This is a genomic window from Microbacterium sp. ZXT2-5 (assembly GCF_055329545.1).
In genome coordinates this window covers 74770-97481 of record NZ_JBUZWD010000001.1, presented here as the reverse complement: position 1 = coordinate 97481, position 22712 = coordinate 74770, and the positions used below count along the sequence as shown (strand labels likewise).

Sequence of the window (22712 nt, the reverse complement as noted above, 5' to 3'; positions counted from 1 at the left end):
GCAATAGGGTGGGCACATGGTCGCCACCGTCCAGTTCGGTCAGTACCCCCCTGCGCGCCGCACGCTCCTGCATCTGAGCGACACGCACCTGCTCGCGGGCAACCGTCCGCTCGGCGGACGCTTCGACACCGCGGCCAATCTCACCCGGACCCTCGAGGCGGCCGAGGCCATCGGCATCCGTCCCGACGCCATCGTGTTCACCGGCGACCTGACCGATCTCGGCGAGCCGGAGGCGTACGAGGCGCTGCGGGAGGCGGTCGAGCCGGTCGCCGCACGCCTCGGCGCCCCCGTCGTCTGGGTCGCGGGCAACCACGACGAGCGCCCCGCCATGCGCAGCGCCCTGCTCGGGCAGGACCAGAGCCAGCAGCCGATCACCGGCGTCTGGGACCTCGGGGGACTGCGCCTCGTCGCGCTGGACTCGTCCGTTCCGGGGTGGCACCACGGCGACCTCGACACCGCCCAGCTGGAGTGGCTCCGCGGCGTGCTGGCCGCCCCCGCTCCGCTGGGCACCATCCTGGCGCTCCATCACCCGCCGCTGCCGTCGCACGTGCCCCTGTTCGACATCCTCGAGCTGCGCGACCAGGGCCGTTTCGCCGAGGTGGTCGCCGGCAGCGACGTGAGGGCGATCCTCGCCGGTCACCTGCACTACTCCACCAGCGGCACGTTCGCCGGCGTCCCCGTCAGCGTCGCGGCGGCCACGTGCTACACGATGAACCTCGCCCGCGCGGCGGTCGACGTCAACGGGATGGATGCCGGCCAGTCCTTCCACCTCGTGCACGTCTACGACGACACGATCACGCACGCGGTGGTGCCCGTCGTGGATGCCCCGACCTCCGACGTGTTCTCCGCGGAGTGGGTCGAGCGGATGTCGCTTCTCACGCCGGAGCAGCGGCTCGAGGAGTTCTCCCGCAAACGAGCGTGAGGCGGCGCCTCGGAGGCGGCCGTACCTCCGCGGTGTATCGAGATCCGGGGCGCGGTGTACGCGGTGTACAGGTGGGCGGGCATCTCCGCCGAGTAGTCTCGAATCGACCCCCACACCGCTGTGAACGACCCACGAGGACTGCACACATGGCTCTGGACGCAATGATGCGAACCCGCACCGAGACCGATTCCCTGGGATCCCTGGAGATCCCCGCCGATGCGTACTGGGGGATCCACACCGCCCGCGCGCTGGAGAACTTCCCGATCTCCAAGCGGCCGATCTCGGTCTACAAGGACCTCGTGAAGGCCCTCGCCATGGTCAAGCAGGCCTCGGCGCGTGCGAACAAGGAGATCGGGGTCCTCGATCCGTCGAAGGCCGACCTCATTGACCAGGCGGCGCAGCTCGTGATCGACGGGCAGTACCACGACCAGTTCGTCGTCGGCGTCGTCCAGGGCGGTGCCGGCACCTCCACGAACATGAACGCGAACGAGGTCATCACCAACGTCGCGCTCGAGCTCGCCGGTCGGGAGAAGGGCGACTACGCCTTCCTGTCGCCGATCGACGACACCAACCGCAGCCAGTCCACGAACGACGTCTACCCGACCGCCATCAAGGTGGGGCTGGGCCTGGATCTGCTGACCCTGCTGGAGGAGCTCGATCTCCTGCGCAAGGCGTTCCTCAGCAAGGCGGTCGAGTTCCACGACGTGCTGAAGGTGGGCCGCACCCAGCTGCAGGACGCCGTGCCGATGACGCTGGGGCAGGAGTTCCACGGCTTCGCGACGACCCTCGGCGAGGACTACAGCCGTCTCAAGGAGAACGCGTACCTGCTCTGCGAGATCAACATGGGCGCGACGGCCATCGGCACCGGCATCACCACCCATCCCGCGTACAGCCAGGCGGTGCTGGGCCATCTGCGCGAGATCAGCGGCCTCGACCTGGACCTCGCGACAGACCTCGTCGAGTCCACCAGCGACACCGGCGCCTTCATGTCGTTCTCCTCGTCGCTCAAGCGCAACGCCATCAAGCTGTCGAAGATCTGCAACGACCTGCGGCTGCTGTCGTCGGGACCCCAGGCAGGACTCGGCGAGATCAACCTCCCGGCGCGTCAGGCCGGCTCCAGCATCATGCCGGGCAAGGTGAACCCGGTCATCCCCGAGGTCGTCAACCAGGTCGCCTTCGCGGTGGCCGGAGCCGACCTCACCGTCACGATGGCCGTCGAGGGCGGCCAGCTGCAGCTGAACGCCTTCGAGCCGGTGATCGCGCACTCGATCTTCCAGTCGATCACCTGGATGCGCCGCGCCATGTACACGCTGCGGGTCAACTGCGTCGACGGCATCACCGCGAACAGAGAGCGGCTCGGGGCGATGGTGGGATCCAGCGTCGGCGTCATCACCGCGCTGACGCCGTTCATCGGGTACGCGGCCGCCGCGGCGCTCGCCAAGGCCGCCCTGCTGACGGGGCGCAACGTCGCCGACCTCGTCGTCGAGGCCGGCCTCATGTCACGCGACGAGGTGACCAAGCAGCTCTCGCCGGCTCGCCTGTCGGGTCTCGAGACGGTGACCGCCGCCATCCCGCTGGTGCAGGCGCCCGAGGACACCGTCGCCGAGCAGGCGTCGGCAGACACGCGCTGAGCTGTTGCCGCGGGCGGCTCCCGGTCGATAACGTCAGGGAGACTCGAACGAAAGGCGAGAAATGACCGATCCGCAGAACCCGGCCGCGCCGGAGCCGCAGCAGCCCGCGTCGCAGCCGGCTGCGCCTCCGCCCCCCGCCGCCGCCTCGACGCCGCCACCGGCGTACGACGCGCCTCCGCCCGCCTACGGCGCGGCGCCGGCGTACAGCTCCGCCCCGCCCGCCGCCTACGGCGCGCCGGCGGACCAGCAGCCGGTCCCCGGCAAGACGCTCGGCATCGTGGCGTTCATCCTGTCGTTCTTCGTCCAGCTCGTCGCGCTGATCCTCGGCATCGTCGCGCTCGTGCAGAGCCGCAAGGCGGGCGTCAAGAACGGCTGGGCGCTGGCCGCGATCATCATCTCTTCGGTGCTGATCGTCATCGGCATCATCGTGACGATCATCATCGTGACCGTCGTGGCCGGCGGCATGGCGGCGGCGTGCGCAGAGCTCGGACCCGGCACGTGGGAGCTCCAGGGCGGCGGCACCATCACCTGCAACTGACGCAATCCGACGAAGGGCGGGCTCGCAACGGCGGGCCCGCCCTTCGCCGTCGAAGCGCGGGCGCGGACGCCTCAGCCGATGATGCGGCAGTGTGTCGTGAGCGCCCCGATCCCGTCGATGCCCACCGTGACGGTGGAGCGGTCGCGCAGGAACACCTGCGGGTCGCGGGAGTAACCGGCGCCGCCCGGGCTTCCGGTCGAGATGAGCGTTCCCGGCAGCAGGGTCGCCGACGTCGACAGGTGCGAGATCAACGCGGCGACCGGCCGCACCATCTGCGCGGTGGAGGCATCCTGCAGCGTCCTGCCGTCGAGCACCGTCCAGATGTGGAGGCGCTGCGGGTCGGGGACCTCGTCGGCGGTGACCACGAAGGGGCCGGTGGGGGTGAACCCGTCGAACGACTTGCAGCGCGACCACTGGGCCTCGGAGTACTGGATGTCGCGCGCGGTGATGTCGTTGACGACGGTGTAGCCCCACACGTGGTCGAGGGCGTCCTCGGGGGCGACGTCCTTGGCGGGGGTGCCGATGATCACGCCCAGCTCGGCCTCGTAGTCGACGGACTCGCTGAGCGTCCGCGGCCAGATCGTGGTGCCCTGGTGGCCCGCCAGCGAGTTCGGCCAGAGCACGAAGACGGTGGGCGTCGAGTCGGTCTTGAGTCCCAGCTCGCTGGAGTGCGCCGCGTAGTTGAGCCCGATGGCCAGGATCACCGGGGGATCGAGCACGGCCGAGGCGAAGCCCATCGCTCCGAGAGCATGACGCGCCCCTCGGCCCGCGCCGTCGCGCACACGGGACAGCAGCTCGTCGCCGCCTCCGATGAGCTCCTCGAGGGTGCGCGGGGCACCGTCGAAGAGCTGCTCCACGAGGATCGCCTCGTCGTCCTCGATGAGGGCGAGCCTCGGCCTGCCCGACTCGGCCGGCACGACATGGGCGAAGCGCATCCTCCCAACCTACTCATACGGCGAGCGGGCGCGCGTCCCGACCGGATGCGCGTCCGATGCGCGGTCGCAGCCATAGGCTGTGCGCATGACGCACGACCCCGGCGCCTCCCGTCCGCGACCGTCCCTCACTCCGCCGGAGTTCGCCTCCGCGCTCGCGCAGCCCCGTCATGCCGCACCCGCCGCCATCACGCCTCCGGCCACGTCGCCCTCGCCCGTCCCCGTCGGTGCGCCGGCCGTGGCGCGGCGGGGGCGCTCCGCCACGATCTGGATCGTCGGCATCCTCGTCCTCGTCCTCATCGCGCTGGTGGGCTACTTCCTCAACGCGCTCGGGCCGGGGGCGTCGATCGTGGGGATGGTGCTCGCGCTGATCCCTCTCGCCGGGGTGCTCTTCGCCGTCCGCCTCGTCGACCGCTGGGAGCCCGAGCCGCGCGGCCTGCTCATCCTCGCGGTGGCCTGGGGGGCGATCGCCGCGGTCGGCATCGCGCTCGGCGCGGACCTCGTGCTGACCGTGGCCTTCGGCGACGCGGACTCCGCCGCCAGAGACGTGCTGCGCACCGTCGTCCAGGCCCCGGTGGTCGAGGAGCTCGCCAAGGGCATCGGCGTCTTCCTCATCTTCGCCACCGCCCGCCGCGCGTTCGACGGACCCGTCGACGGGATCGTGTACGGCGCGCTCGTCGGCGCGGGCTTCGCGTTCACCGAGAACATCCAGTACTTCGCCGTGAGCTTCATCGAAGGCGGTCCCGCCGAGACGTCCACGACGTTCTTCCTGCGCGGGATCCTCTCGCCGTTCGCCCACGTGATGTTCACGAGCGTGACGGGCTTCGCGCTGGGCCTCGCGGCGCGCCGCGGGCTGTCGACCGGTCAGGCGATCGGCCCGTGGCTCATCGGACTGGCAGGGGCCGTCGCGCTGCACGCGTTCTGGAACGGCTCGGCGATGTTCGGCGACTTCTTCTTCCTCTACCTGACCCTGCAGGTGCCCCTGTTCATCGGGTTCATCCTGGGCATCGTGGCGCTGCGCCGCGAGGAGTCCCGGCTGACCAGACGTCGGCTGGGCGACTACGCCGCTGCGGGGTGGTTCACGCCGCAGGAGGTCGACATGCTGGCCACATCGGCCGGCCGCAAGGCGGCGCTCGCGTGGGCGCGCACCCTGCGCGGCGACCGCTCGGCGCTGATGAGGACGTTCATAGCGGATGCCACGGCCCTGGCCGCGACACGCCAGCGCGCGATCACCGGCCGCGACCCGCTGGCCGCCTCCGAGGAGCGGGATCTGCTGGCCAAGACCGCCGCGGCACGGGCGGCCATGTTCGCCCCGTAGCCCTTGACACCGCGTCGGGGCCCCCGGCAAGCTGAGATCAGGTCAACTCAGCGCTCGGTAGGCACGCAGGCATCGCCGCGGCACCGAGCGCTGAGTCTTTCCGTCCTCCCGGCGTACGCCGGGAGTGAACCCGCCTGCGCCGCCCGTGACAGGCGTGCTTGGATGGAGTCATGACTGACGACCGCACCAAGCCCGAGATCGACGCACCCGCCGGCCCGGCCCCGGCCGACCTCGTCGTCCGCGACATCGTCGTGGGCGAGGGCGCCGAGGCGAAGCCCGGCGACACCGTGACCGTCCACTACGTGGGCGTCGAGTACGAATCCGGCGAGGAGTTCGACTCGTCGTGGAACCGCGGCGAGAGCATCCAGTTCCCGCTCCGCGGCCTCATCCAGGGCTGGCAGGACGGCATCCCGGGCATGAAGGAGGGCGGTCGCCGCGAGCTCGTGATCCCGCCGCACCTCGCCTACGGTCCCGCCGGCGGCCACTTCCTCGGCGGCAAGACGCTGATCTTCGTCATCGACCTCATCTCGGTGGGCTGACGTCTCGACCCGATCGGAGGGAGCGGATGCTGCGGCGTCCGCTCCCTCCGTCATTTCCGCGACCGGGAACTTTTATTCACGGGAATAGAACCATCCTTCGTCGGCGTTCCACCCCGTGTACCCGCAGCAGCGGGCGCTCCCGCGAACCACGACGAAGGACCGATATGACCGACGCCACCGCCATCGACATCCCCGGCTACAAGACGGGCACCTGGGTGCTCGACCCCGCGCACAGCGAAGTGACCTTCAGCGTGCGTCACATGATGATCTCCAAGGTGCGCGGCACCTTCGGCATGAAGAGCGCGACGCTCGTGGCTCCCGAGAACCCGCTCGAGGCGACCGTGGTGGCCAGCGTCGACGTGGCCTCCGTCGACACCAAGGACGAGGGGCGCGACAACCACCTGCGCTCGGCGGACTTCTTCGATGTCGAGAACCACCCCACGATGGAGTTCCGCTCCACCGGCGCACGCGTCGAGAACGGCGACTTCCTCGTCGACGGCGACCTGACCATCCGCGGCATCACCAAGCCGGTCACGTTCGAGTTCGACTTCGGCGGCTTCGGCGTCGACCCGTGGGGCAACTACAAGGCCGGCGCGACGGCGAAGACCGTCGTCAACCGCGAGGAGTTCGGCCTCACCTGGAACGCCGCACTGGAGACCGGCGGCGTCCTGGTCGGCAAGGACATCACCATCACCCTCGACCTGCAGGGCGCGCACCAGCCCGAGTGAGCGATTCGAGAAGCGGATGCCTCGGCGCGAGGCATCCGCTTCTCGTTCGTTCACGTCCGTCCGCCGCGCTGCGCCCCCGCGCTCAAGCGGTGCGGCGGCGGAGGCGGTCCTGGGCGAGCAGGATGCCGAGGAAGATGACGAGCGCGCCGACCGGCTCGTTCCAGGTGATCGTCTCGCCGAGCACCAGGATGCCCAGCAGGACGCCGACGACCGGCGTGATGTACGTGACCGTCGAGGCGCGGGTCGGTCCCCACGCCCGCACCGTGTTCTGGCTCCAGACGTAGGCGATGCCCGTGCCGAGGCAGCCGAGCATCAGCAGGCTCGCGACGATGGACGGGTCCAGGCGCACCGGGGTGAGCACGAGGAACGGCGTCAGCAGCGCCATCACCACACCGGCCATGGCGATGTAGCCGAACGTGAAGGCGAGGGCGGACATCCCGGTGTTCGATGCGAAGCGCCGCATGTAGGCGAGGCTGAAGCCGTAGCTGGCCGTCGCTCCGAGGATCGCGAGCTCGGCGACGAGGCTGCCGTCGAAGGCGATCCCCTCCCACGGCGCGATGATGACGACCGCTCCCACGATCCCCACCCCGATGCCCAGCACCTGCAGCACGTTGAGGCGCTCGACCCGGAACACCAGCCACGCCATGATCGCCGTCATGATCGGAGTGGTCGCGTTGAAGATGCTCGCCACACCCGACGTGACGTGCTGCTGGGCCCAGGAGAAGAGCAGGAACGGGATCACGCAGAACGTGAGTCCCAGCACCGTCAGGTGCCCCCACACGCGGAGACTCCGCGACAGGTGCTCGCGGCGCAGCAGCACGAGGGCGCCGAGCGTCAGCGCCCCCAGCAGGATGCGGGTCCAGGCCACCTGGCCGGGGGAGATGCCGGTGAGCGAGACCTTCATGAACAGGAAGCTCGAGCCCCAGACGATTCCCGCGAGCACGAACTGCACGCTGACCCACCGCGCCGTGGGCGCGGGGGTGGCGCGCACCGGGGGAGCCGTCTGCGTCGTGACCATGGAGCCCACGGTACGACCGCCCGCGTCCCGCGGCGCGCGTCGCGGGATGCGACGTCCGAAATCCGCCGAAGTGCGGCCGTTCGGCTACGGGACCGGGTTCTCGGCGTCGTAGTCGCGGAAGCGGGGGCTGAGCCGCACGAGCGTGGCGACGAGGGCGAGGATGACGAGACCGCCCAGGAGCGGCGGGAACCACAGCGCGGTGAGCGTCGCGAGCACTCCCGCGTAGAGCGCCCCGAGACGCGGCCCGCCCGCGACCACGACGATGAAGATCCCCTGCAGGCGGCCGCGGATCGCGTCGGGCACCGCCGCCTGCACCATGGTGTTGCGGAAGATGGAGCTGATGTTGTCGGCCGCTCCCGCGACGGCGAGCACGACGCACGCGAGCGAGATGAGCACGAGGTTCGGGGTGTCGGCGTCGACGCCCACCGGGGCGAACCAGCCGAGGGCGGCCGCGCCGAGCACGAGCCCGAGCGCGCCGATGGCGCCGCCGTAGACGAGGATCGCCCGCTCGATGCCCAGACCCTGTCGTCGGATGCCGCCGACGCGGCCCGAGAACAGGCTCGACGCGAACGCGCCCGCGGCGATCGCGGCGGTGAGCAGCCCCGTCGTGATCGGTCCTCCGCCGAGGAGGACGGCGCCGATCGCGGGGAACAGTGACAGCGGCTGTCCGAAGGTCATCGCGATGATGTCGAGGACGAACTGGAGGCGGATGTTGGACGCGCGCCTGAGGAACCGCCACCCGTCGCGGAGCGACTCGAGGCCGGGCCGGACGACCGCGCCCTCGGGGCGGAGCGCGGGCAGCGTCCAGAGGCCGAGGAACAGCGACAGCATCAGCACCACGTCGAGGGTGTACGTCCACGCGTAGCCGGTGAGGGCCACGAGCACACCGGCGAGGGCAGGACCGGCCATCACCATGATGCCCACCGTGATACCCCCGAGAGCGGATGCCGCCGGCAGCAGCTCGCGGGGGAGCAGCCGCGGCACGATCGCCTGGCGGGTCGCCAGCACGATCGAGTTCGCCGCGGAGTTGACGATGCTCAAGCCGTACAGCCACCAGACCGTCTCCATGCCCGTCCACGCGAGGACGGCCAGCACGGCGGTCGACGCGAACGTCACGGAGGCGGCGAGCAGCGCGATGGCGCGGCGGTCGAACGCGTCGGCCAGCATGCCGCCGTAGATGCCGGCGACGATCATGGGAACGAGCCCGGCGACCGCGATCATCGAGACGGCGAACGTCGACCCGGTGATGTCGTACATCTGGAGCATGATCGCGACGATCGTGAGCTGGCCGCCCAGACCCGCCAGCGTCGACCCGATCCACATCCGCGTGAACGCGGGACTGGCGCGGAACGGCCGCAGATCGATGAAGTGGCTGCGATGCTCTCCGGGCGCGCTCACTCGCTGACCCCCGCGTGCTGCACGGGTTCGAGCGTACCCGCGCGGGCACGTCGTCCGGTTCGCCGTGGCATCCCGCTGCTGGTAGACTCTTCAGGTTGCCGTTGGATCGGCCGCGGAGAAAGAGAGCTCGCACATCGGGTGACGGGCACCGCGCAACAAGGAGAGAGGGGATCACCTATGGCACTGGATGCAGACGTCAAGAAGGCGATCATCGAAGAGTACGCGACGCACCCCGGTGACACCGGATCCCCCGAGGTGCAGGTCGCGATGCTGACGCAGCGCATCAAGGACCTCACCGAGCACCTCAAGGAGCACAAGCACGACCACCACTCGCGTCGTGGGCTGTTCCTGCTCGTCGGTCAGCGCCGTCGTCTGCTCGGCTACCTCCAGGACATCGACATCAACCGTTACCGGTCGCTGATCGAGCGTCTCGGACTCCGCCGCTAATCGCAGCCAGCGTTCAATCGCGCAAAACATTCTTGAGAAGGCCTCCCCACGGTGTGGGGAGGCCTTCATCGTTGCCGGGAGCGGTCGGCGGCCTCGCTGCGGAGGGGGACGGATGCCTCACCCCGTCGCGGCGCGGGCGGCGACGAGATCAGCGTGGTGGATCCCCGCGACGTCGGGGTGCGCCCGCAGGCGAGACTTGAGGGCGTTCTCGCCGTAGAGGGCGTGGATCGGGTTGGCCGGATCCTGTGTGACGCCGCGAGCCTGGGCGGCGAGGTCAGCAGGCAGCTCGATGAGCGGGAGGCGCTTGTCGAGCGCGGGGTTGAAGAAGAACGGCACCGAGATGCGGTCGTCGGGGTAGCGCGGCGAGATGACCCGGTGCTTCGTCGCGATGAGGTAGCCCTGCGTCGCGTACTCGAGCAGCTCGCCGATGTTGACGACGAACGCGCCCGGCACCGGCGGCGCGTCGACCCACTGTCCGTCGCGCTCGACCTGCAGGCCGCCCTTGCCGGGCTCGACCCACAGCAGCGTCAGCACGCCGGAGTCCTTGTGCGCGCCCACACCCTGCTGGGGCGCCGGGTCGTCCTTGCCCGGATAGCGGACGATCTTGATGAGCGTCGACGGCTCGCCGAAGTGCTCGTCGAAGTACGTCTCTGGGGCGCCGAGCGAGAGCGCCCACGCCCGCAGCAGCTTGCGGGCGACGCCTGAGAGGTGGTCGTGCCACTCCGAGACGACCTCGCGGAGCTCCGGCTGCGCCGCGGGCCACAGGTTCGGGCCGATGAGGCGCGCGAAGTCGGGGGCCGCCGGGTCGGCGACCGCGTCGCGCTCGGGACCGATGTCGATCTGCTCGCGCCAGTCGACCTCGCCCTGCGTGCGCTCGCCGCCGACGCGCGTGTACCCACGGAAGTGCGGGCTGTTCACGTTCTCGATCGCGAGCTTGTCGGCCTCGGGCAGGGCGAAGAAGTCGCGGGCCGCGCGATGCAGCCGACCCTCCAGCTCGGGCGTGACGCCGGTGCCGGTGAGGTAGAAGAAGCCCACGTCGTGGGTCGCGGCGCGCAGGTCGTCGCGGAACCGCGCGGCGGCCTCCGGACCCGCGTCGAGCCGGGACAGGTCGAGGATCGGCAGGTTGAGGTCGGTCATGAGGCGAGGCTAGGCGGATGCCGCGGCATCCGCCCGTTTTGTTGCCTCCCGTTTCTTCCGCCCGTGTTCAGTCAGGGACGGGCGAAGAAGGTGCGGAGATCCTCGACGACGAGCTCGGGCACCTCTAGCGCCGCATAGTGCCCGCCGCGCTCGAAGCGGCTCCAGTGCGCGATGTTCGTGTTGTCGCGCTCGGCGAACACCCTGATCGTCTGGAAGTCGTCCTTGAAGACCGCGACGCCGGTGCGGGCGCCGCTCACGCGGGGCTCCGACTCGAGAAGGGCGTTGTCGCGATAGGCGCGGCTCATGCCGGCCGAGGCGTTGGCGAACCATGCCACGCTCACCTCGGTGAGGATCGCGTCCAGCGGCACGAGCGCCGTCCCGTTGCCGAAGGAGTTGAACAGCTCGGAGTACGCGAGCTGACCGACCGGCGAGTCCGACAGCGCCGCGGCGATCGTCTGCGGCCGGGCGGCATTCATCGTGTTGTACGCCCCCACGGACTGGAACCACTGCATGTGCTCGAGCCCGGCGTAGTCCTGCGGCTCGAGCCTCTCGAACTCGGCCGGATCGCCGGAGGGGAAGGAGAACAGCTGCAGCACGTGCAGTCCCAGGAAGCCCTCGGGATCGAGCAGCCCGAGCTCGCGGGCCACCATCGCGCCGTTGTCGCTGCCGTGGATCCCGTAGGAGTCGTAGCCGAGCCGGCGCATGAGGGTGTCGTACGCCGCGGCGACGCGGGCGACGGTCCAGCCCGCGTCCGTCACGGGCTGGCTGAACCCGAAGCCGGGTGCGTCGGGGACGACGACGTCGAAGGCGTCCTCCGGGCGACCGCCGTGGGCGACGGGGTCGACGAGCGGTCCGATCACGTCGAGGTAGTCGGCGAACGACCCGGGGTAGGTGTGGGCCAGCAGGAGCGGCGTCGCGTCGGGGTGAGGGGAGCGGACGTGGACGAAGTGGATGGTCTGCCCGTCGATGTCGGTGGTGTAGTGCGGCAGCTTGTTCATCCGCGCCTCGACCGCGCGCCAGTCGAAGCCGTCGCGCCAGCGGGCGACCGCCTCGGACAGGTAGTGGTTGGGGGTGCCGGCTTCCCAGTCGTCGCCGGGCGCCGGCTGCGGGAGACGGGTGCGCGCGAGCCGCCCGTTCAGGTCGTCGAGAGCTGCCTGCGGCACGTCGATGCGGAAGGGGCGGATGCCGGCGGGGGAAGTGGTTGCGGTGTTCATGTCTCCGACGTTACGGTCGAATCAGGTACGCTTCCTTCCTGTTATCCGGGCCTTTTCGAATCGAGATCCATGGCCGCGACGTCCGCCCGCATGCTCGCGCTCCTCGCGCTGCTGCAGAGCCGCCCGCGCTGGCCGGGACCCGAGTTGGCGGCCCGGCTGGACGTGTCGGTCCGCACGGTCCGCAACGACGTGGGGCGCCTCCGATCGCTCGGGTATCCTGTCGAGGCCGAGCGCGGCCGCGCCGGCTCGTACCGCTTGGCCGCGGGCGGCAAGCTGCCGCCGCTGCTGCTGGACGACGAGGAGGCCGTCGCCGTCGCCATCGGCCTCCGGGTGGCGCGCGGGATCGCGGGAGTGGACGAAGCCGGGGCGAGGGCTCTGGCGAAGCTGCTTCAGGTGCTGCCCGAGCGGTTGCGTCCGACCGTCGACGCGGTCGCCGCCACGGTCGACAGCGGACCCGAGGACGTCGCGACGGATGCCCCCGATCCGGAGGTCGATCCGCACGTGCTGAGAGCGGTCGCGCAGGCCGTGCACGGGCGGGAGTGGCTGCGGTTCGACGACCGCGGGGTCCCGCGCCGCGTCGAGCCGTACCGGCTCCTCAGCTGGCAGCGTCGCTGGTACCTCGTGGCGCGCGATCCGGACAGCGCCGAGTGGGAGACGTTCCGGCTGGACTGGATCGAGCCGAGGATGCCCACCCGCCGCGTCTTCGAGCCGGTGCCCGTTCCGGGAGGGGACTTCACCGCGTTCGCGCTCCGCTCGATCGCCGCGGGCGGATGGAACGTCCACGCGCGCCTCCGGATCGCCGCGCCCGCCGAGGCCGTTGTCGCACGCATCAACCCCACCGTCGGCGTCGTCGAGGCCGTGGACGCCACCGCCTCGGTCCTGGTCACCGGCGCCGACAGCCTCGAGACGATCGCGGCCTACATCGGCATGCTCGGCATGGACTTCACCGTCGACGCGCCCGCCGAGCTGGTGCCGCACCTCCGCCGCCTCGGCGAGCGGTACCTGCGCGCCGCAGGGTGACCGCGGCGCGGCTCAGCCGTTCTGGCGCGGATCCGCCCGCGGCGTCCTGGGCTGTTCGCGCGGCCGACGCGAACCCGTGGGGTCGCTCCGCCGTCCCTCCCGGCCTGCGAGCGTCCGATCGGCGAACAGCCACGCGGGCCGCGGCTCGATCAGCGGGCGGAACAGCCTGCGGACGGGTCTGGTGGCCAGGCCCAGCGCGATGACCACCGACATGACGATCACCAGCGGCAGCCATAGCCACGTCGGCTCGGCGTTGCGCAGCACCCCGCTCTCGCGGAACGGGTAGAGCACGAACGAGTGCAGCAGGTAGACGTACATCGTGTACTGGCCGAAGTGCGTCCACCAGTGGGTGTCACGGGGAACCAGGGCGAAGAAGGCTGCCGACAGCAGCACGGCGATGATCATGAGCGCGAGCCGCCCGCCGCCGGCCCACCACTGGGTGCCGCCGATCGCCGCGTAGTTCTCGTCGTAGAACAGCCACTCCCGCAGATTCATCTCGCGCCACTGGTCGACGAAGAACCACGCCGCCCACGCCGCGAGCACGAACAGGCCCAGTCCGCCCGCGAACACCCACCAGGGGCGACGGTCGAGCAGGCGCAGGCGCGCGACGACGTCGTGCTCGCGCAGCCACCATCCGAGCGTGAAGAAGGGCAGCAGTCCCAGAGTGCGCGACAGCGAGAACGTCGAGTCGATGTTGGGCAGGTAGCCCGCACCGATCGAGATCACGACCGTCCACACGAGCGGCCAGCGCAGCAGCGCGAGATAGGGGAGGACCACGCGGAAGATGCCGAGCGCGAGCAGGAACCACAGGGTCCACGACGGCTGAGTGAGGTTGGGGTTGGCCTGCCCCTCGACGAGCCACTTCGTGAGCGTCCACAGGCCTTCGAACACCACGTACGGCACGAGGATGTCGGTGATGACCCGGGCCATCTGCCGGCGGGTCGGGGCGTCGGACTTCGAGAAGTACCCCGAGATGATGGCGAACGCCGGCATGTGGAACGCGTAGATCAGCAGGTACAGGCTCAGCGCGATGTCGGAGTCGTATGTCAGGCGCTGCACCGCGTGGCCGAGCACCACGAGCACGATGCACGCGAATCGCGCGTTGTCCCAGAACGGCGTGCGCCGCTTCTGCCGGGGGATCGACCCCGTCGGCGTGGTCGCCGTGGGTGGGCTGCTGCTGCCGGTCATCGTCACCTCTCGCGCGGGCCCAACCAGACTATCCGTGAGGTGACGACGCGACGGATGCCGCCACCGGCGTCGGTGGCGGCATCCGTCGTCCGTTCGCCTGATCGTCTACTTGATGGAGCCCCGGGTGACGCCCGAGATCACCCAGCGCTGGCTGAAGATGTAGACGATGAGCAGCGGCGCCATCGCCATCAGATAGGACGCGAACGCCACCGTGTAGTCGGTGTTGAACTGCCCCTGGAAGACGTACTGCGCGAGTGGCAGGGTCCTCGCCGACGGCTCCGTCAGCACCACCAGCGGCATGATGAAGTCGTTCCACGCCCACACGCACGTGAGGATGCCGACCGTGGCGTTCATCGGCATGAGCAGCGGGAAGACGACCTGCCAGAACACCCGCCACGTGCTCGCCCCGTCGACCCTCGCCGCCTCCTCGAGCTCGATCGGGATCGAGCGGATGTACGCGGTGTAGATGAAGATGTTCAGCGACAGCCCGTAGATCGTGTAGAGGATGATCATGCCGGCCTGGTTGTCCAGCCCCAGGATCGAGGTCTGCTTCACCAGCGGAAGCATGATGATCGGGAACGGGATGAACAGGGCCGCCAGCAGGTAGAAGAACACGCCCTTGAAGAACGGCCGGTGGAGGTTGCGGGCGAGGGCGTAGGCCACGATCGAGCTCGTCAGCAGCGTGAACACCACCGACCCGACGGTGATGATCGCCGTGTTCAGCAGCGCCTGCGGGAAGCTGGTGCGCACCCACGCGTCGGCGAAGTTCTCCCAGCGGATCGGGTTCGGCAGCTCGAACCCGGTGCCCGCGCTGAGCTGGTCGGGCGTCTTGAGCGCGACCACCACCGCGAGGTAGAGCGGGATCAGGACCGTGAGCGAGCAGACTGCGATGAGAGCCGTGGCCCACCAGTTGGTCTTGCGCGTGTCGTCGTCGGGCTCGGTGCGGCGTCGCCGGCGGCCGTTCGCCGTGACGGCGTCGGCCTCCTGCTCGAGCTGCGATGCCGTGTTGGTCATGGTCGTCATCAGAAATCGGCCTCTCTGCGCTGAAGGACCCGGAATTGGAAGAGCGAGACGACCGTGATGACGATGAAGAAGATCACCGCGTTGGCCGTCTGGTAGGCGAACTCCCCGCCGGAGAAGCCGCCGCGGAAGATCAGGAGCGTGACCGATTCGGTCGACGTCCCCGGTCCGCCGTTGGTGAGCGCGACGATCGGGTCGAACACCTGAAGGAAGCCCTTCAGGCTCAGCACGACGTTGATGGTGAAGAAGGCGCCGATGAGCGGGAAGGTGATCGAGCGGAACTGCCGCCAGGGTGACGCACCGTCCAGCGACGACGCCTCGTAGAGCTCTGCCGGGATCGTCTGCAGACCCGACAGGTAGATGATGATCGCGAACGCGCACGCCTGCCAGACGGCCAGCGCGACGATCGCGGTCCATGCCCACGTCTCGTTCGTCAGGATGTTGTCCCGGAAGACCGGGATGCCCGACAGGATCTTCGGCAGCGAGTTCGAGAAGAAGAACTGGAACACGTAGCCGATCACCAGGATCGCGAGGATGTAGGGGACGAAGTAGACGCCTCGGAAGAAGTTCCGCGCCCTGATCTTGGCGTTGAGGCCGAGCGCGATCGCCAGCGAGAACGCGTTCGTGAGGATCGTCGCCACGATCGCGAACAGGAACGAAAAGCCGTACGCCTGCAGCACGCGGTCGTCCTTGAACAGGTTCAGGTAGTTCGACAGACCGACGAAGTTCCAAGCGCCGTACCCGGCGTAGTTGGTGAAGCTGAAGAAGATGCCGACGACGACCGGGAGCGTGTGGAAGGCGGCGAAGGCGATCACCGCGGGCCACACCATCCAGTAGTAGGTCGACGGTGCGCGGCGGCTGTCGCTGCGCAGGCGGGCGGCGCGCTTGCCGGAGGCGCCCGTCGAGCTCGAGCGGACCGCCTGGGTGAGGGTTGTCATGTCACTCCTCCGTCACGGGGATCGTGCGGGCGGCCACCTTGGCCCACTCGCTGTCGAGGGTCTTCAGCGCGGCCTCGGCGTCGCCGTCGAAGAGGAACTGCTGATCGGTGGGGATGAGCGGGATCGACGGCGGGATCTGGTGGTCGATGAAGCCGGTGATCCGCTGATCCTCGAAGTAGGGGCGGACGGACTGCAGGGCGGGGTCGTCGCTCAGCTCGGCGCCCTCGACCGAAGGGATCATGTTCTGCGACGCGGCGAAGCGCTCGATGACGTCGGGCTGGAACACGTACTCGATGAACCGCATCGCCGCGTCGTGCTTCGGGTTGTCCTTGCCGAGCGTGAACACCACGTCGACGCCGGAGACGAGGAGGCTCTCACCGGGCTCGTCGGTCGGGTAGGGGAAGATGCCCATCCGGATGTCGGGGTTCACCTGCGTGATCGGATTCGTCGCCCAGATGCCCTGCAGGAGCATCGCCGACTCGCCGCGGGCGAACGCCGCGTTCCCGTCGTCGTACGTCCTGCCGCGGTAGCCCTCCTGCATGTACGAGTACAGCTGGTACTGCCGGTCCATGACCTCGGCGAAGTCCTTCTGGAACGACACCTCCGAGTCCGGTCCCACGTCCTCGCCCTGTTCGCGCATCTTGTCGAAGAAGCCGTCCTGCGCGGGATACGCACCGAGGGCGTTCCACGACGGGATGGCGGTCCACGAATCGGCGAGCGTGCCGTAGAACGGCTGGATGCCCGCGGCCTCGAGGGCATCGCACACGGCGATGAACTCGTCCCACGTCTCGGGCACCTCGAGCCCCTGCTCCTCGAAGATGTCCTGGTTGTAGATGACGCCGTTGGCGTTGTTGACGTAGCCGAGCCCGTTCACCTCGTCGCCGTAGGTGCCGAGGTCGGCGAGGATCTCCTGCACCGCCGGGTTGATCGTCTCGAGCACCGGCTCATCGGAGAAGTCGTAGAACACGCCGGCCTGCGCCAGCCTGCCGAAGTTCCCGTTGGCGTTGAGCGTGATGACGTCGGGGACGCGGTCCTTCACCAGCAGGGTGCGGATCGCCGTGTCGGCGTCGGCGACCTGGTTCTGCACCACCCTGATGTCGGGGTTCTCGGCCTCGAAGTCCGCGATGATCTCGTTGAAGTCCTCGAGGGCCTCGCCCTTGAACTGGAAGAAGTTCAGCTCGGTCACCCCGTCGCCGGGCTGCTGTGCGCAGCCGCCGATCGCGGCGGCCGCTGCGGCGACGGTCAGAGCCGCGAGCGGCCGGACCCATCGTCGATGACTGGTTCTCATGGTGCGCCTCCTTGCGCGTGGATGGATGGTGGTCCGTTCAGCCCGCTGCGGTGATCTCGATGACCATCGCCTGCTGCGGACGCTGCACGGGAGGACGGACGCCGGTCTCGGCCAGCTCCAGGCCGGTCATCACGATCTCGGCGCCCGCCCATTCGAGGGGCGACTGGCCGGCGTCCTCGCCGTCGCGCATCCGCACCTGCACCCGGTAGACGCGGACGGGGTCGAGCCCCGGCATCCGCACCCGTCCCGCCGGGTAGGCGGCGCTCGAGGCGGTCTGCACGACGGTGAAGACGGCGGAGGCGGTGTCCGCCGCCACGACGCCGCGCACGTCGATGCCGGGCTCCGTGCCGTCGACGTGCACCACGCGCCCGCTCGCGATGAGCGGGCGCAGGCGCTTGGCGAGCGCCACCCACTCCGCGATCTCTTCGCGCTTGCGTTCGTCGACCGTGGTGAGGTCCCACTCGATGCCGAAGTGGCCGAACAGGGCGACCGCACCGCTGAGGCCGAGCGAGACCGTGCGGCCGGACGAGTGGACGACGGGGCTGGTGAGGTGCATGCCGAGCATCTCGGGAGGGACGACCAGCCCGGTGTGCTTCTGGTTCTCGAGGCGCTCGAGCGGGTCGAGGCTGTCGCTGGTCCACACGCGATCGGTGCGGTCGAGGATGCCGAGGTCCACCCGGGCGCCGCCCGAGGCGCAGCTCTCGATCTCCAGTCCCGGGTGGGCGGCCTTGAGCTCGTCCAGCAGGCGGTAGACGGCGAGGGTGTGGGCGTGCACGCGAGCTGCGCCGGCCGGTCCGCCGGCCGCGTCGACGAGGTCGCGGTTGTGGTCCCACTTGAGGTACGCGATGGGGTACTCGTCCAGGAGCGCGTGCAGGCGTGCGGCGATGTGGGCGTATGCGTCGGGGATCGACAGGTCCAGGACCTGCTGCTGACGACCGGACGGCGGCAGCGACATCCGCCCACGGAGGATCCAGTCGGGATGCCGTCGCGCCAGCTCGCTGTCGGGGTTGACCATCTCGGGCTCGACCCAGAGGCCGAACTCCATGCCGAGCGCCCGGACGTGGTCGATGAGCGGGTGCAGGCCGTGCGGCCACACCTCGCGGTCGACGGTCCAGTCGCCGAGGCCCGCGGTGTCGTCGCGCCGGCCCTCGAACCAGCCGTCGTCGAGGACGAAGCGCTCCACGCCGACGGAGACCGCCGCATCGGCCAGCGCCGTAAGGCGCTCGAGCGAGTGATCGAAGTAGACCGCCTCCCAGGTGTTCAGCGTCACCGGGCGCGGGCGCCGCGGGTGCTGGGGGCGGGCGCGCCACTCGTCGTGGAAGCGGTGCGACAGCGCCGTGAGGCCGTCGCCCCACGAGCCGATCACCCACGGCGAGCTGTACGCGGCGCCGGGCGCGAGCACCACCTCACCGGGCAGGAGCAGCTCGCCCCCCGCGAGGAACGCGTCGCCGGTCACGGTCCGCTCGGCGAGGACGCGGTGGTTGCCGCTCCATGCGACGTGGATGCCGTGCACGCGGCCGCGCTCGAAGCCGAAGCCGGGCCGGCCCGCGGCGAGCACGATCGTGGAATCGGCGCCGGTGCGGCCGCGACGGCTCTCCCGCACGTGCGTGGCGATCCCGAGCTGCCGCCGCTGCGGCGAGCGCTCGCGCAGGTGGTGCCCGGTCGTGTCGAACACCTCGGTCGCGTCGGAGGGGACGGGAAACGTCGTCTGGAGCGACTGGAGCGTGTAGTCGGTGGCGCCGGTGTTGCGGACCGTGATCCGCTGGTGGAGCAGACCACTCGGTCCGAGCCGCAGCTCCACCCGGACCGCGAGGCCGGCTTCGGCGTCTGCCAGGGCGATGCTCGCGCGATGCTCGGCGGCCTGCACGTCGACGGTCGCGAGACGGATGCTGACACCGCTGCCGTCGCGGTGTCCCTCGAGCCCGGGCGTCCCGAACCAGCCGTCGGCCGCGACGGGGACGAGCGAGAGAGCGGGGGTCGCGTCCAGGCCGCCCGACACGCGCTGAGCGCGGGCGGCGATCGCCGTCCCCCGCAGGGTGGCGGGCGTGGAGCCGGTCAGCGCGGCGCCCCAGTGCACGATCGACGGACCGGGCGACGCGTCCAGGTCCAGCACGACGCTCGTGCCGCCCCGGGTCAGGTGGAGGACGTGCGGAGCGGAGGTGGTCACGGTCTGCTCGGCGTCGAGCCGCGAGTCGCTGCGGTGCATGAGTTAGTTCTACCATGGAACTAATGCAGGGAGCAAGAGTCGTTTCCAGCGACGATCTCCTGGGGAGAACGCCCCATTGGTGCCACAATGGAAGCATTTCGCTCGGACCGAGGAGGTTCATCGCCGATGCTGACGGACAGTGAACGCGCGCTCGCACGGGCCGTGCTGATCCACGGGCCGATCGCCCGCAGCGCCCTGACGAGCCGCCTCGGCCTGTCGCCGGCGAGTCTCACCCGGCTCGCCAAGCCGTTCCTCGACCGCGGATACCTCGTCGAGCTCGAGGACCTCGCCGACGGCTCGGTCGGTCGCCCGGTGCGCCCGCTGGACGTCGCGCCCGGGCTGGGGCGGTTCATCGGCGTCAAGATCACCGGCGACGCGATCCACGTCGTCGCCACCGACGTCCGTGCGGACCTGCTCGCGCAGCGCACCGAGGCCCTGCGCTCGCACGAGCCCGAGGCGGTCGCGGCGCAGATCGCCGATGCGGTGGCCGCGATCGGCGTGGACGGCGTGATCGGTGCCGGCGTGGCCCTGGGTGGCGCCGTCGACGGCGCGATCGCCCGCTACGCGCCGTTCCTCGAGTGGGAGGACGTCCCCTTCGGCGCACTTCTCCAGCGCGGGCTCGGCGTCCCCGTCGTCCTCGAGAACGATGTCATCGCGCTCAGCGAAGCCGAGAGGTGGTTCGGGCTCGGGCGCGGCATCCCGGGCTTCTTCGTCATCACCATCGGCGCCGGCGTCGGCTACGGGCTCGTCGTCGACGGTGAGGTCGTGCGATCGACCGAGGCCGGGCTGGGCTTCGGCGGCCACATCCCGCTCTCCGACAGCGGCCCGCTCTGTCCGTCGGGCCACCGCGGCTGCTCGCAGGCGATGCTGACGTCCGGCTCGATCGCCGCGCAGGTCTCCGCGGCGCTCCAGCGCACGGTGGGCTACCCGCAGGTCCTCGAGCTGGCGTCCGCGGGCGATCCTGCCGCGCTCGCGGTCGTCGACGCGGCGGCGGATGCGCTCGGGCGGTTCATCGCGCTCGCGGCCAATCTCACGTTCCAGCCCGCGGCGGTGCTCGCAGGGGAGGGGATCGCCCTCTTCGACATCGCCGAGGAGCGCGTCCGCGCGGCGATCGCGGCGGGGCGCGATCCGCGGGCGGACGCGGTGCGGCTCTATGTCGACGACTCGGGGTTCACCGCCTGGGCGCGAGGCGCCGCCGCCGTCGCGATCCAGGCGGCCGTCGATCGGCTCCGCCTGGATTAGGGAATAACCTCGACCTGCACACGTTGCACGATATACATTCATTTGCATAGATTCGTCCGCGACGGAGAACCCGCACGGCGAAAGAGCGGAGAAGCGATCGTGAGCGAGAGCACCACGTGGTCGGGAATGCAGTTCGGAATCTTCACGGTGAGCGACATCACCGAGGACCCGACGAACGGCACCACCCCCAGTGAGGCCGAGCGCATCAAGGCGACCATCGAGATCGCCAAGCACGCCGAGGAGGTGGGGCTCGACGTCTTCGCGCTGGGCGAGCACCACAACCCGCCGTTCTGGTCGTCGTCGCCGACGACGACCCTCGCGTACATCGCCGCGCAGACCGAGCGCCTGATCCTGTCCACCGCGACGACCCTCATCACCACCAACGACCCGGTGAGGATCGCCGAGGACTACGCGATGCTCCAGCACGTGTCGGACGGTCGCACCGATCTCATGATCGGCCGCGGCAACACCGGCCCGGTGTATCCGTGGTTCGGCAAGGACATCCGCCAGGGTCTGCCCCTGGCGATCGAGAACTACAACCTGCTGCACCGCCTGTGGCGCGAAGACGTCGTGGACTGGGAGGGTCAGTTCCGCACCCCGCTGCAGGGGTTCACCTCCACGCCCCGGCCGCTCGACGGCGTCGCGCCGTTCGTCTGGCACGGATCGATCCGCACGCCCGAGATCGCCGAGCAGGCGGCGTACTACGGCGACGGGTTCTTCGCGAACAACATCTTCTGGCCGAAGGAGCACTACCAGCGTCTGATCGCGCTGTACCGCCAGCGCTTCGCGCACTACGGCCACGGCACGCCCGAGCAGGCGATCGTCGGGCTCGGCGGACAGGTGTTCATGTCGAAGAACTCGCAGGACGCCGTCAGCGCGTTCCGGCCGTACTTCGACAACGCGCCGGTGTACGGCCACGGCCCGTCCCTCGAGGACTTCAGCGAGATGACGCCGCTGACCGTGGGCTCGCCGCAGCAGGTCATCGACCGGTACGCCGCGATGCGCGAGACGTTCGGCGACTACCAGCGCCAGCTGTTCCTCATCGACCACGCCGGCCTCCCGGTGAAGACGGTGCTCGAGCAGCTCGACATCCTGGGCGGCGAGGTGGTGCCGGTGCTGCGCAGGGAGCTGCAGCAGAACCGGCCGGCAGAGGTCCCGGATGCCCCGACCCACGCCAACCTGGTCGCGGCCGCGTACGGCGACCAGGCGCCGCGCCAGGCGGTGCCCGGAGCCAACCGCGGCGACAACCTCGTCGGTGCGAGCCCTTACCGGGATGCGGCCTCGAAGGCCGGATCCGCCGCAGGCGCGTCGTTCGGCCTCGGCCGGAAGGGAGCCTGACATGACCACGGCACGCCGTATCGCCGTCGTCTCGGCAGGGCTGTCGAACCCGTCGTCGACCCGCATGCTGGCCGACCGGCTCGCCGCCGCGACCGTCGAGCACCTGACCGACCGCGACATCCAGGTCGAGGTCGACGTGTTCGAGCTGCGCGACTACGCGCACGACATCACGAACAACCTGCTGACCGGCTTCGCGCCGCCGGCCCTGGAGTCCGTGGTCAACGCGGTCGTCTCGGCCGACGCGGTCATCGCGGTGACGCCGATCTTCTCGACGAGCTACTCCGGGCTGTTCAAGTCGTTCATCGACGTGCTCGACCCCGACGCGCTCACCGGCAAGCCGGTGCTGATCGGAGCGAACGCCGGCACCGCGCGTCACTCGCTGGCGATCGATTACGCGATCCGGCCGCTGTTCACGTACCTCCACGCCGAGCCGGTGTCCACCGGCGTCTTCGCGGCCTCCAGCGACTGGGGTGCGTCGGCAGACAACGTCGCGCCGCTCGCGGAGCGGATCGAGCGCGGTGCGCGCGAGCTCGCCGACGCGGTCGCGCGGCGCGAGCCGGCGACCGACGCCGACCCGTTCGACCCGGCGAACTATCTCGGCGAGGGCCGTTCGTTCGGGCACCTGCTCGGCGGGCTGGCGGGGGAGTAGC

At 70.0% G+C, this 22712-nt stretch carries 21 protein-coding genes; 11 read left to right on the top strand and 10 right to left on the bottom strand.

What is annotated here, in order from left to right; all coding sequences use genetic code 11:
- The first annotated feature begins 16 nt into the window (after positions 1 to 16).
- The 3 genes from ACZBH1_RS00475 (at position 17) to ACZBH1_RS00465 (ending at position 3091) form a co-directional block, all read left to right on the top strand.
- Entirely contained in the window at positions 17 to 922 is a 906-nt protein-coding gene (locus ACZBH1_RS00475; protein ID WP_463645173.1) for a phosphodiesterase, read from the top strand.
- 146 nt (positions 923 to 1068) lie between these two features.
- On the top strand, positions 1069 to 2553 hold the full coding sequence (locus ACZBH1_RS00470; RefSeq protein WP_378884741.1) for an aspartate ammonia-lyase: 1485 nt from the start codon (positions 1069 to 1071) through the stop codon (positions 2551 to 2553).
- Positions 2554 to 2614: 61 nt separating this feature from the next.
- Positions 2615 to 3091: a DUF4190 domain-containing protein gene (locus ACZBH1_RS00465; protein WP_336399074.1), complete on the top strand. Its 477-nt coding sequence runs from the start codon at positions 2615 to 2617 to the stop codon at positions 3089 to 3091.
- Positions 3092 to 3162: 71 nt separating this feature from the next.
- Here the strand turns inward: ACZBH1_RS00465 and ACZBH1_RS00460 are convergent, their stop codons facing one another.
- A complete protein-coding gene (locus ACZBH1_RS00460) occupies positions 3163 to 4026 on the bottom strand; it encodes a fumarylacetoacetate hydrolase family protein (RefSeq protein WP_336399073.1) in 864 nt (287 codons plus the stop codon).
- Between the two features lie 85 nt (positions 4027 to 4111).
- On the opposite strand from ACZBH1_RS00460, the gene ACZBH1_RS00455 reads away from it, so the two are divergent.
- The 3 genes from ACZBH1_RS00455 to ACZBH1_RS00445 all read left to right on the top strand — a co-directional run bounded on the left by ACZBH1_RS00455 (position 4112) and on the right by ACZBH1_RS00445 (position 6608).
- Positions 4112 to 5341, top strand: a complete 1230-nt coding sequence (locus ACZBH1_RS00455; protein ID WP_452324931.1) for a PrsW family intramembrane metalloprotease — start codon at positions 4112 to 4114, stop codon at positions 5339 to 5341.
- Positions 5342 to 5511: 170 nt separating this feature from the next.
- On the top strand, positions 5512 to 5880 hold the full coding sequence (locus ACZBH1_RS00450) for an FKBP-type peptidyl-prolyl cis-trans isomerase (protein ID WP_336399071.1): 369 nt from the start codon (positions 5512 to 5514) through the stop codon (positions 5878 to 5880).
- Between the two features lie 164 nt (positions 5881 to 6044).
- Positions 6045 to 6608 (top strand): YceI family protein, encoded by a 564-nt coding sequence (locus tag ACZBH1_RS00445; protein ID WP_378884751.1) that lies wholly within the window; start codon positions 6045 to 6047, stop codon positions 6606 to 6608.
- A gap of 82 nt (positions 6609 to 6690) precedes the next feature.
- Here ACZBH1_RS00445 and ACZBH1_RS00440 read toward each other — a convergent pair whose 3' ends face one another.
- Entirely contained in the window at positions 6691 to 7626 is a 936-nt protein-coding gene (locus ACZBH1_RS00440; protein WP_378884754.1) for a DMT family transporter, read from the bottom strand.
- Positions 7627 to 7710: 84 nt separating this feature from the next.
- Entirely contained in the window at positions 7711 to 9024 is a 1314-nt protein-coding gene (locus ACZBH1_RS00435) for an MFS transporter (RefSeq protein WP_336399069.1), read from the bottom strand.
- 177 nt (positions 9025 to 9201) lie between these two features.
- Between ACZBH1_RS00435 and rpsO the strand changes: the two genes are divergently transcribed.
- Positions 9202 to 9471, top strand: coding sequence for a 30S ribosomal protein S15 (gene rpsO, locus ACZBH1_RS00430; protein WP_039401864.1), 270 nt, complete (start codon positions 9202 to 9204; stop codon positions 9469 to 9471).
- Between the two features lie 117 nt (positions 9472 to 9588).
- On the opposite strand, the gene ACZBH1_RS00425 is transcribed toward rpsO, so the two are convergent.
- Both ACZBH1_RS00425 and ACZBH1_RS00420 read right to left on the bottom strand, forming a co-directional pair.
- Complete coding sequence (locus ACZBH1_RS00425; protein WP_336399068.1) at positions 9589 to 10608, bottom strand: isopenicillin N synthase family dioxygenase; 1020 nt, start codon at positions 10606 to 10608, stop codon at positions 9589 to 9591.
- 71 nt (positions 10609 to 10679) lie between these two features.
- Positions 10680 to 11822, bottom strand: a complete 1143-nt coding sequence (locus ACZBH1_RS00420; protein ID WP_336399067.1) for an epoxide hydrolase family protein — start codon at positions 11820 to 11822, stop codon at positions 10680 to 10682.
- A gap of 69 nt (positions 11823 to 11891) precedes the next feature.
- Between ACZBH1_RS00420 and ACZBH1_RS00415 the strand changes: the two genes are divergently transcribed.
- On the top strand, positions 11892 to 12842 hold the full coding sequence (locus ACZBH1_RS00415; protein ID WP_463645172.1) for a helix-turn-helix transcriptional regulator: 951 nt from the start codon (positions 11892 to 11894) through the stop codon (positions 12840 to 12842).
- A 12-nt stretch (positions 12843 to 12854) separates the two neighbouring features.
- Here the strand turns inward: ACZBH1_RS00415 and ACZBH1_RS00410 are convergent, their stop codons facing one another.
- The 5 genes from ACZBH1_RS00410 to ACZBH1_RS00390 all read right to left on the bottom strand — a co-directional run bounded on the left by ACZBH1_RS00410 (position 12855) and on the right by ACZBH1_RS00390 (position 19482).
- Positions 12855 to 14030 carry an acyltransferase family protein gene (locus tag ACZBH1_RS00410; protein WP_336399065.1) on the bottom strand — a complete coding sequence of 392 codons (1176 nt, stop codon included), beginning with the start codon at positions 14028 to 14030 and terminating at the stop codon, positions 12855 to 12857.
- A 105-nt stretch (positions 14031 to 14135) separates the two neighbouring features.
- Entirely contained in the window at positions 14136 to 15053 is a 918-nt protein-coding gene (locus ACZBH1_RS00405) for a carbohydrate ABC transporter permease (protein ID WP_378884768.1), read from the bottom strand.
- Positions 15053 to 15988 carry a carbohydrate ABC transporter permease gene (locus ACZBH1_RS00400; RefSeq protein WP_336399063.1) on the bottom strand — a complete coding sequence of 312 codons (936 nt, stop codon included), beginning with the start codon at positions 15986 to 15988 and terminating at the stop codon, positions 15053 to 15055. Before ACZBH1_RS00400 ends, ACZBH1_RS00405 begins: the two co-directional genes overlap by 1 nt.
- A gap of 1 nt (position 15989) precedes the next feature.
- Positions 15990 to 17276 (bottom strand): ABC transporter substrate-binding protein, encoded by a 1287-nt coding sequence (locus tag ACZBH1_RS00395; protein ID WP_336399062.1) that lies wholly within the window; start codon positions 17274 to 17276, stop codon positions 15990 to 15992.
- A gap of 37 nt (positions 17277 to 17313) precedes the next feature.
- Positions 17314 to 19482, bottom strand: a complete 2169-nt coding sequence (locus tag ACZBH1_RS00390; protein ID WP_463645171.1) for an alpha-galactosidase — start codon at positions 19480 to 19482, stop codon at positions 17314 to 17316.
- A gap of 126 nt (positions 19483 to 19608) precedes the next feature.
- Here ACZBH1_RS00390 and ACZBH1_RS00385 point away from each other — a divergent pair, with 126 nt between their 5' ends.
- The 3 genes from ACZBH1_RS00385 to ACZBH1_RS00375 all read left to right on the top strand — a co-directional run bounded on the left by ACZBH1_RS00385 (position 19609) and on the right by ACZBH1_RS00375 (position 22711).
- Positions 19609 to 20724: an ROK family protein gene (locus ACZBH1_RS00385; protein ID WP_336399060.1), complete on the top strand. Its 1116-nt coding sequence runs from the start codon at positions 19609 to 19611 to the stop codon at positions 20722 to 20724.
- A gap of 126 nt (positions 20725 to 20850) precedes the next feature.
- Positions 20851 to 22062: an LLM class flavin-dependent oxidoreductase gene (locus tag ACZBH1_RS00380; protein ID WP_463646634.1), complete on the top strand. Its 1212-nt coding sequence runs from the start codon at positions 20851 to 20853 to the stop codon at positions 22060 to 22062.
- Position 22063: 1 nt separating this feature from the next.
- Positions 22064 to 22711 carry an FMN reductase gene (locus tag ACZBH1_RS00375; protein ID WP_336399059.1) on the top strand — a complete coding sequence of 216 codons (648 nt, stop codon included), beginning with the start codon at positions 22064 to 22066 and terminating at the stop codon, positions 22709 to 22711.
- Position 22712: the final 1 nt, after the last annotated feature.

What these genes read in the sequence shown, in the direction of transcription:
- ACZBH1_RS00475 (WP_463645173.1), top strand. Translation starts at nt 17, where the DNA reads ATGGTCGCCACCGTCCAGTTCGGTCAGTACCCCCCTGCGCGCCGCACG.
- ACZBH1_RS00470 (WP_378884741.1), top strand. Translation starts at nt 1,069, where the DNA reads ATGGCTCTGGACGCAATGATGCGAACCCGCACCGAGACCGATTCCCTG.
- ACZBH1_RS00465 (WP_336399074.1), top strand. Translation starts at nt 2,615, where the DNA reads ATGACCGATCCGCAGAACCCGGCCGCGCCGGAGCCGCAGCAGCCCGCG.
- ACZBH1_RS00460 (WP_336399073.1), bottom strand. Translation starts at nt 4,026, where the DNA reads ATGCGCTTCGCCCATGTCGTGCCGGCCGAGTCGGGCAGGCCGAGGCTC.
- ACZBH1_RS00455 (WP_452324931.1), top strand. Translation starts at nt 4,112, where the DNA reads ATGACGCACGACCCCGGCGCCTCCCGTCCGCGACCGTCCCTCACTCCG.
- ACZBH1_RS00450 (WP_336399071.1), top strand. Translation starts at nt 5,512, where the DNA reads ATGACTGACGACCGCACCAAGCCCGAGATCGACGCACCCGCCGGCCCG.
- ACZBH1_RS00445 (WP_378884751.1), top strand. Translation starts at nt 6,045, where the DNA reads ATGACCGACGCCACCGCCATCGACATCCCCGGCTACAAGACGGGCACC.
- ACZBH1_RS00440 (WP_378884754.1), bottom strand. Translation starts at nt 7,626, where the DNA reads ATGGTCACGACGCAGACGGCTCCCCCGGTGCGCGCCACCCCCGCGCCC.
- rpsO (WP_039401864.1), top strand. Translation starts at nt 9,202, where the DNA reads ATGGCACTGGATGCAGACGTCAAGAAGGCGATCATCGAAGAGTACGCG.
- ACZBH1_RS00425 (WP_336399068.1), bottom strand. Translation starts at nt 10,608, where the DNA reads ATGACCGACCTCAACCTGCCGATCCTCGACCTGTCCCGGCTCGACGCG.
- ACZBH1_RS00420 (WP_336399067.1), bottom strand. Translation starts at nt 11,822, where the DNA reads ATGAACACCGCAACCACTTCCCCCGCCGGCATCCGCCCCTTCCGCATC.
- ACZBH1_RS00415 (WP_463645172.1), top strand. Translation starts at nt 11,892, where the DNA reads ATGGCCGCGACGTCCGCCCGCATGCTCGCGCTCCTCGCGCTGCTGCAG.
- ACZBH1_RS00410 (WP_336399065.1), bottom strand. Translation starts at nt 14,030, where the DNA reads ATGACCGGCAGCAGCAGCCCACCCACGGCGACCACGCCGACGGGGTCG.
- ACZBH1_RS00405 (WP_378884768.1), bottom strand. Translation starts at nt 15,053, where the DNA reads ATGACGACCATGACCAACACGGCATCGCAGCTCGAGCAGGAGGCCGAC.
- ACZBH1_RS00400 (WP_336399063.1), bottom strand. Translation starts at nt 15,988, where the DNA reads ATGACAACCCTCACCCAGGCGGTCCGCTCGAGCTCGACGGGCGCCTCC.
- ACZBH1_RS00395 (WP_336399062.1), bottom strand. Translation starts at nt 17,276, where the DNA reads ATGAGAACCAGTCATCGACGATGGGTCCGGCCGCTCGCGGCTCTGACC.
- ACZBH1_RS00390 (WP_463645171.1), bottom strand. Translation starts at nt 19,482, where the DNA reads ATGCACCGCAGCGACTCGCGGCTCGACGCCGAGCAGACCGTGACCACC.
- ACZBH1_RS00385 (WP_336399060.1), top strand. Translation starts at nt 19,609, where the DNA reads ATGCTGACGGACAGTGAACGCGCGCTCGCACGGGCCGTGCTGATCCAC.
- ACZBH1_RS00380 (WP_463646634.1), top strand. Translation starts at nt 20,851, where the DNA reads ATGCAGTTCGGAATCTTCACGGTGAGCGACATCACCGAGGACCCGACG.
- ACZBH1_RS00375 (WP_336399059.1), top strand. Translation starts at nt 22,064, where the DNA reads ATGACCACGGCACGCCGTATCGCCGTCGTCTCGGCAGGGCTGTCGAAC.